Genomic DNA, 7068 nt, shown 5'->3' on the forward strand with positions numbered 1-7068 from the left:
GGGCGGATGGCCGGCAGCGGAGGCGGGGCGCGGAGCGGGCTCGTGACGATCGGCGAGTTCTCGCGCATGACCCACCTCACGGTCAAGACGCTGCGCCACTACGACGCGCAGGGTGTCCTCGTGCCGCACCACGTCGACGACGCGACCGGGTACCGCAGCTACAGCGTCGCCCAGGTGCCGCTCGCGCAGGTCGTGCGCCGCCTGCGGGCGCTCGGGATGCCGCTCGACGAGGTGCGGTCCGTCGTCGGGACCAGCGACGTCGCGGAGCGCACCGCCCGGATCGGCGAGCACCTCGACCGCATGGAGAAGCAGCTCGACGAGGTCCGCGGCGCCGTCGACACGCTGCGGGCGCTGCTCGGGATCGACGCCGCGACGGGCGAGCCCGCGCCCGAGGAGGAGCGGACCGGCCGGACCCTCGACCACCTGCTCGACGCCGACGCCACCGACGACGCGGGCGGCGAGGTCGAGTTCCGGGTCGAGCCGGCGACGTGGGCGCTCGCCGCCCGGGCCCGGCTCTCGCTCGCCATGGCGGGCTGGACCTCCTCCGCGTACGCCGCCGTCGACCAGGCGGTCGACGTCACGGGCGCCCGGCGGTCCGGCGCGCACGGCGCGCTGTTCTACCCGGACCTGTTCGAGCGCGAGACGGGCACGCTCGTCGCGTACACGCCCGTCGCGGAGCGGCCCGCGCCGGACGCCCTCGCGGCGCTCGCGGCGCGCGACGGCGGCGGCGTCGAGGTCCGCGCGGTGCGCCTGCACGAGACCGAGGTCGCGGTCATGGTCCACCGCGGCACCTGCGCGGACATCGACTGGACGTACGGCGCGCTCGGCAGCTACGTCGCGCGGCGCGCGCTCGGCGTCGACGGGCCGATCCGGGAGACGTTCGTCGTGTCCGCGGTCCACACCCCCGACGTGGGGCTCCACCGCACCGAGGTCGCGTGGCCCGTCTTCCGGACGCGCGCGGCCTGACGAACGACGAGCCCCGGCCGACGGGTCCCTAGCCCGCGAGCCCGTGCACGCGGGCGAACGGGTCCCACGTCGGGTCGGTGTGGACGTCGAGCTCGGCCTCGGTGGTCGCCCGGTCGGCGGCCTCCTGGCCGAACAGGCGCGCGACGAGCGCCGCGGTCATGTCCATGCCGGCTGCGACGCCCGACGACGTCCAGCGGTCCCGGTCCTCGACCCAGCGGGCCCGGGCGACCCACTCGACGGACGTCCCGTTCCCCGACGCCCACCCGAACGACAGCTTGTTCGACGTCGCCCGGTAGCCGTCGAGGAGCCCCGCCGCCGCGAGCACGCCCGAGCCGGTGCAGACCGACGTCACGACGCGCGCCCGTCCCGCCCACGCGGCGAGGCCGCCGAGGAAGTCGGCGTCCTCGACGAGCCGGCGGGTGCCCTGCCCGCCGGGGACCAGGACGATGTCGGGGCTCTCGCGGGGGTCGGCGTCGTCGTCGGCCGCCGGGTCCGTGGCCCACGGGTACGCGCGGGTCGCGACGACCTCGGTGCCCTGCGAGGAGCGCACCGGGCCCGTCGCGGGGCCCGCGAGCTCGACCGACACGAGGTCGGGCAGCATGCTGAGCAGCTCGACCGGGCCGAACACGTCGAGGAGCTCGAAGCCCTCGAAGAGCACGACGGTCACACGCCGGGGCGTCGTCATGCCGGTCACCCTACGACCGCAGGCTCCAGCGCCACGCGTCGGCGTTGTGCCGCCCGGCGCGACCGCCGAAGCTCTTCGCGGTCCCGCTGTTCCCGCGCATCGTCCGGACGCGGTTCGTCCACTCGTCCACCGGTGCGGCGTCGGCGGGCACCTGCAGCCCCGCGGCCGCGGCCGCGAGCCCCGCGACGAGCGCCGCGACCTCGAGCTCGTCGGGCGCGCCGCGCACGACCCGCACCTGCGCCGCCTCGCCGCCCGTGCCGTCAGGGCTGCTCATCGTCGTCCTCGTCCTCGTCGTCGAACAGGCCGGGCTCGCCGCGCGACGCCGCCCACTCGACGACGTCGAAGCCCGCGTCGACCAGCTTGGTCACGGTCTCCTCGCCGGCGGTGTCGAGCAGGTCGATCACGGTGCCCATCGAGGCGTCCGTCGGGCGCGTCGGCGGCGTCACGACGAAGCCCAGGTAGAACACCTCGGCCTGCTCGACGTCGTCGTCGCTCGCGTGGTCGTGCTCGGCGGCCTCTTCCTCGCCCCAGGTGAGGGTGGTGAGGTCGGGGTGCATGCCGAGCGAGGAGTGGAGCGCGTCGAAGACGTGCGCGTTGTGCGTCGCGATCCGGGTCTCGAGCGCGAGGATCCGCGGGTCCTCGTCCGCCTCGGCGGCGCCGAACTCGGCGCGCACGCCCACCGCCGCGTCGACGTACTCGTGCAGCGTCCGCGCCAGCTCGTTCACGGCGTCGTGCAGCGGCGCCGGGTCGACCGAGCCGAGCGGGGCCGGGCCGTGCGTGATGTCGTCGTGGTCGCTCATCGGACGCTCCTCACAGCGGGATGTTCCCGTGCTTCTTGGGGGGCAGGCTCGCGCGCTTGCTGCGCAGGGCGCGCAGCGCCCGGACCACCTGGACGCGCGTCTCCGAGGGCGCGATCACGCCGTCGACGTAGCCGCGCGCCGCGGCGTCCCAGGGGTTCACGATCGCGTCCTCGTACTCGTCGACGAGGCGCAGACGCTCCGCCTCGACGTCCTGGCCGGCCTGCTCGGCAGCGGCGAGCGTGCGCCGGTGCAGGATGTTCACCGCGCCCGACGCGCCCATGACGGCGATCTGCGCCGTCGGCCACGCGAGGTTGACGTCCGCGCCGAGCTGCTTGGACGCCATGACGATGTACGCGCCGCCGTACGCCTTGCGCGTGATGACGGTGACGAGCGGGACCGTCGCCTCGCCGTACGCGTAGATGAGCTTCGCGCCGCGGCGGATGATGCCGTTCCACTCCTGGTCGGTGCCGGGCAGGAAGCCGGGCACGTCCACGAGCGTCAGCACGGGGATGTTGAACGCGTCGCACGTCCGAACGAACCGCGCGGCCTTCTCGGCCGCGTTGATGTCGAGCGTCCCGGCCATCGCGAGCGGCTGGTTGGCGACGACGCCGACGCTCTGCCCCTCGACGTGCCCGAAGCCCACCAGGACGTTCTTCGCGAACAGCGGCTGGACCTCGAAGAAGTCGCCCTCGTCGAGGATGTGCTCGATCACGGTCCGCATGTCGTACGGCTGCGAGTCCGAGTCCGGTATCAGCGTGTCGAGCTCGAGGTCCTCGTCCGTCACCTCCAGCGGCACGTCGTCGGGGATCCACTGGGGCGGGTCCGCGAGGTTGTTCTGGGGGAGGTAGCCGATGAGGTGACGCACGTAGTCGATCGCGTCGTCCTCGTCGGCGCCCAGGTAGTGCGCGACGCCCGACCGCTCGTTGTGGGTCTGCGCGCCGCCCAGCTCCTCGAAGCCGACTTCCTCGCCGGTCACGGCCCGGATCACGTCGGGGCCCGTGATGAACATGTTCGACGTCTTGTCGGCCATGACGATGAAGTCGGTGAGGGCGGGGGAGTACACCGCGCCGCCCGCGCTCGGCCCCAGGATGAGCGAGATCTGCGGGATGACGCCCGACGCCGCGACGTTGCGCCGGAAGATCTCCGCGAACTGCGTGAGCGCCGCGACACCTTCCTGGATGCGCGCACCGCCGCCGTCGGAGATGCCGATGATCGGCGCGCCGGTGCGCAGCGCGAGGTCCTGCACCTTGGTGATCTTCTGGCCGTGCACCTCGCCGAGGCTCCCGCCGAGGACCGTGAAGTCCTGGCTGTACACGCACACCTGCCGGCCGTCGACCGTCCCGTACCCGACGACGACGCCGTCGCCCGCGATCCGCCGCTTCTCGAGGCCGAAGTTGGTCGAGCGGTGCGTCGCGTACGCGTCGAGCTCGACGAAGCTGCCCTCGTCGAGGAGCGCGTCGATGCGCTCGCGGGCCGTCTTCCTGCCGCGCGCGTGCTGCTTGGTCCGGGCGTTCTCCTCCGGCTGCTCGACGGCGGCGCGCCGGCGCTCCGCGAGGTCCGCCAGCTTGGCCGCGGTGCCGGTCGGCCGGGCGGGGGCCGCCGGCGTGGCTGCTGAGTCCTGAGTCACCCTGCGAGCCTAGTTGGTGGGTGACGCCAACTCGACGATGACGGCGCGCGGGCTCGCCGCGGCGATTTGGAGGTTGACGACAAAGGCGCGTCCGGGCGCGGCAGACTGGGGCCGTGACCTCACGCCCGCCCCTGGACGCCGACGCCCTCGCCTCGGCCCTGCTCGCCCCGCGCGGCCCGCTCGCCCGGCTCGAGGTGGTCCCGACCTCCGGGTCGACGAACGCCGACCTCCTCGCCGCGGCCCGGAGCGATCCCGACGCGTGGCCCGTCCCGGCGCTCCTCGTCGCCGACCACCAGACCTCCGGCCGGGGACGCGCCGGGCGTACCTGGGAGACCCCGGCGCGCGCCGCGCTGACGTCCTCGCTGCTGGTCGAACCCGGGGTGCCGGCCGCGCGGCTGTCGTGGCTGCCGCTGCTGGTCGGGCTCGCCGTCGTGCGCGCCGTCCGCCGGACCACCGCGATCGACGCCGTCCTCAAGTGGCCGAACGACGTCCTGCTCCCCGCTGCGGACGGCGTCGTCGTCGAGGGCTGGGGGCCGTACCGCAAGGCCGTGGGCATCCTCGTGGAGGGGCTCGCGGACGGGCGTGCCGTCGTCGGGGTCGGCGTGAACGTGAGCCAGGAGGCCGACGAGCTGCCGGTGCCGAGCGCCACCTCGCTCGTCCTCTCGGGCGCGGAGGGCGTCGCCCGGGGCGCGCTGCTCGTCGCGCAGGTCGGGGAGCTGACTCGGATTCTCACCGCGTGGCGTGACGCGGGCGGCGACCCGGGGAGCGCGCGGGTGCCGGACGGGAGCGGCACGCTCGCGTCCGCCGTCGCCGACGCGTGCGTGACCGTCGGGTCGCGGGTCGCCGTGGACCTCGTCGACGGCTCCCGGCTCGACGGCGAGGCCGACGGGCTCGGCCCCGACGGCGCGCTGCTCGTCCGCGGGGACGACGGCTCGCGGCGCGCCGTCGTGGCGGGTGACGTGCGCCACGTCCGGGCAGGCGGCGCGGCTACCCTGGGCGGGTGAGCAGCGAGGAGGACCGGGAGGCGGGCGCCGTCGACGACCAGGCCGTCGACGACCAGGGGCTCGACGACCACCTGCTCGGCGGGCCCGCCGCACGGACCGCACCCGAGGTCGCCGCCGATCTCGGCACGGGAGTCGAGTTCGTCCACGAGTCGTGGCGCGCGCTGGGGCTGTCGGCGGTCGACGACGACGAGCGGATCTTCACCGACGAGGATGTCCGCGCCCTCCAGGAGATCCTCCAGCTCGCCGACGACCAGCACCTCGACCAGGGCACCGTGACGACCCTCCTGCGCTCGACCGGTCACACCATGGACCGCCTCGTGCTCTGGCAGGCCGAGGCGCTGGTCGGCGACCTCGTCGAGCAGCAGGGGCTCGACCCCGTGGCCGCCCGGCTCGAGCTCCTCGAGCGGCTGCCCGTGATCGCGCCGGTGCTCGAACGGCAGCTCACGCACGCCTGGCGCCGTCAGCTCGCCGCCTACGCGGGCCGGTACGCCGTCGAGTTCTCCCACGCCCGCGAGCAGGGAGTGTCGGGCCACGCCGAGCTGCGGCTCGCCCGCGCCGTCGGGTTCGCGGACATCGTCGACTTCACCAAGCGGACCGCCGGCTTCGAGTCCATCGAGCTGGCGCACTTCGTGCAGGACTTCGAGTCCGGAGCCCGCGACGTCATCTCGGCCGCCGGCGCGCGCGTGGTCAAGACCATCGGCGACGCCGTCCTCTACGTCGCCGACAACGTCGCCACCGGCGCCGAGGTCGCGCTCGGCCTCGCCGAGGCGCCCACCACCCGCGGCGAGCACGGTGTGCCCGTCCGCGTCAGCCTCGTCTGGGGGCGCGTGCTCGCGCGCTTCGGCGACGTGTTCGGGCCCAGCGTGAACCTCGCCGCCCGGCTCGTCGACATCGCGGACCCCGGGAGCGTCCTCGTCGACCGCGGCACCGCCGGCCTGCTCGCCGACGACGCGCGGTTCGCGCTCACCGCGCGTCCCGGCGTCGAGGTGCAAGGGCTCGGTGCCATCGAGCCCGTCCAGCTGCAGCGGGCGTACCGGGGCTGACGGTGGAGCTGAGCGAGATCCAGCATGTGGCGCGCCAGGTTCGAGAGATGTATAACGAGCGCGACCAGGCTCGGCGCGGTCGCAGCTGGACCCGCGAGGAGCTCGTCCTCGGGTTCGTCGGGGACGTCGGAGACCTCGCCAAGCTCGCTCTCGGCAAGGCCGGAGTGCGGGATCGCGCCGACCTCGACCGGGCCGTGGCCCACGAGCTCGCTGACTGCCTGTGGTCGGTCTGCGTCCTCGCCGACGCCTACGGCGTCGAGCTCGAGTCAGCGTTCCGGACGACGATGCAGTCGCTCGCGGACGGACTCACCGGTGACGCCGCGAGCTCACCGGACGCAGGCACGGCGCCCGTCGGAGGCTGAGCAGGAGTCGGGCCAGCGACCCGGACGCCGCGGCCAGCCCGACGACCCCTGCACCCCGCCCTGCGGCGGCGGACGCAACGGATCTCGACAGCGCGAGGAGGCTTCGGCGTGTCGTTCGGCTCCACCGTCTCGGGTCGGGCGGTGGTTCAGTCGGGCGGTGGTTCAGTCGGGCGGTGGTTCATATGGCGGCGCGCGTCGAGGACGGTAGCCCTCGGCACCTCGGCACCTCGGCACCTCGGCACCTCGGCACCTCGGCACCTCGGAACGTCTGCGCGGGGCGCGGCAAGGGATGACGCGGAAGGTCGTCCGCGGATCGGCCGACGAACGTCGGACGTTTCTAGAACCGTGGCGGGGCGTCGTCGAGCCATGGCCCGGCGTCGCCGTGCGGCCCGTCGCGCCTGCCCCGTTCGGGGGGATCTGTCGGATCGGCGGGGGCTGGTTCGGCCTGGGCCCCGGCCGTCTGGGCGCCGCGCGGTGCGGGCGCGTGGCGGGACGTGGGTGGGGCGGGGATGGTGGGGTCGGTCGGGCTGGTCGGGACCTTGTAGGCGTGTCCGGAGGGCGCGGTCCACACGATGGTGCCG

Annotated in this window: 8 protein-coding genes; 4 read left to right on the plus strand and 4 right to left on the minus strand. The window is 74.6% G+C overall.

Features of this window, described 5'->3' with window-relative positions:
* Window positions 1–6 precede the first annotated feature (6 nt).
* Window positions 7–966: a MerR family transcriptional regulator gene (locus tag ACLQ14_RS11000; protein ID WP_425812837.1), complete on the plus strand. Its 960-nt coding sequence runs from the start codon at window positions 7–9 to the stop codon at window positions 964–966.
* A 28-nt stretch (window positions 967–994) separates the two neighbouring features.
* On the opposite strand, the gene ACLQ14_RS11005 is transcribed toward ACLQ14_RS11000, so the two are convergent.
* Genes ACLQ14_RS11005 through ACLQ14_RS11020 form a run of 4 tightly spaced genes read right to left on the minus strand, consistent with a single transcriptional unit; the run spans window position 995 to window position 4078 of the window.
* On the minus strand, window positions 995–1651 hold the full coding sequence (locus ACLQ14_RS11005) for a DJ-1/PfpI family protein (protein ID WP_425812839.1): 657 nt from the start codon (window positions 1649–1651) through the stop codon (window positions 995–997).
* 10 nt (window positions 1652–1661) lie between these two features.
* Window positions 1662–1925: an acyl-CoA carboxylase epsilon subunit gene (locus ACLQ14_RS11010; RefSeq protein WP_425812841.1), complete on the minus strand. Its 264-nt coding sequence runs from the start codon at window positions 1923–1925 to the stop codon at window positions 1662–1664.
* Entirely contained in the window at window positions 1912–2451 is a 540-nt protein-coding gene (locus ACLQ14_RS11015; RefSeq protein ID WP_425812843.1) for a hypothetical protein, read from the minus strand. Before ACLQ14_RS11015 ends, ACLQ14_RS11010 begins: the two co-directional genes overlap by 14 nt.
* 10 nt (window positions 2452–2461) lie before the next feature.
* Entirely contained in the window at window positions 2462–4078 is a 1617-nt protein-coding gene (locus tag ACLQ14_RS11020; RefSeq protein WP_425812845.1) for an acyl-CoA carboxylase subunit beta, read from the minus strand.
* Between the two features lie 113 nt (window positions 4079–4191).
* Here ACLQ14_RS11020 and ACLQ14_RS11025 point away from each other — a divergent pair, with 113 nt between their 5' ends.
* Genes ACLQ14_RS11025 through ACLQ14_RS11035 form a run of 3 tightly spaced genes read left to right on the plus strand, consistent with a single transcriptional unit; the run spans window position 4192 to window position 6487 of the window.
* Window positions 4192–5082: a biotin--[acetyl-CoA-carboxylase] ligase gene (locus ACLQ14_RS11025; RefSeq protein WP_425812847.1), complete on the plus strand. Its 891-nt coding sequence runs from the start codon at window positions 4192–4194 to the stop codon at window positions 5080–5082.
* On the plus strand, window positions 5079–6125 hold the full coding sequence (locus ACLQ14_RS11030) for an adenylate/guanylate cyclase domain-containing protein (RefSeq protein WP_425812849.1): 1047 nt from the start codon (window positions 5079–5081) through the stop codon (window positions 6123–6125). Before ACLQ14_RS11025 ends, ACLQ14_RS11030 begins: the two co-directional genes overlap by 4 nt.
* Before the next feature lie 47 nt (window positions 6126–6172).
* The gene (locus ACLQ14_RS11035; RefSeq protein WP_425812851.1) at window positions 6173–6487 is read left to right on the plus strand and encodes a nucleotide pyrophosphohydrolase; all 315 of its coding nucleotides are present in this window, start codon (window positions 6173–6175) and stop codon (window positions 6485–6487) included.
* Window positions 6488–7068: the final 581 nt, after the last annotated feature.

The organism is Luteimicrobium sp. DT211, from assembly GCF_049844995.1.
Lineage (GTDB): Bacteria > Actinomycetota > Actinomycetes > Actinomycetales > Cellulomonadaceae > Luteimicrobium.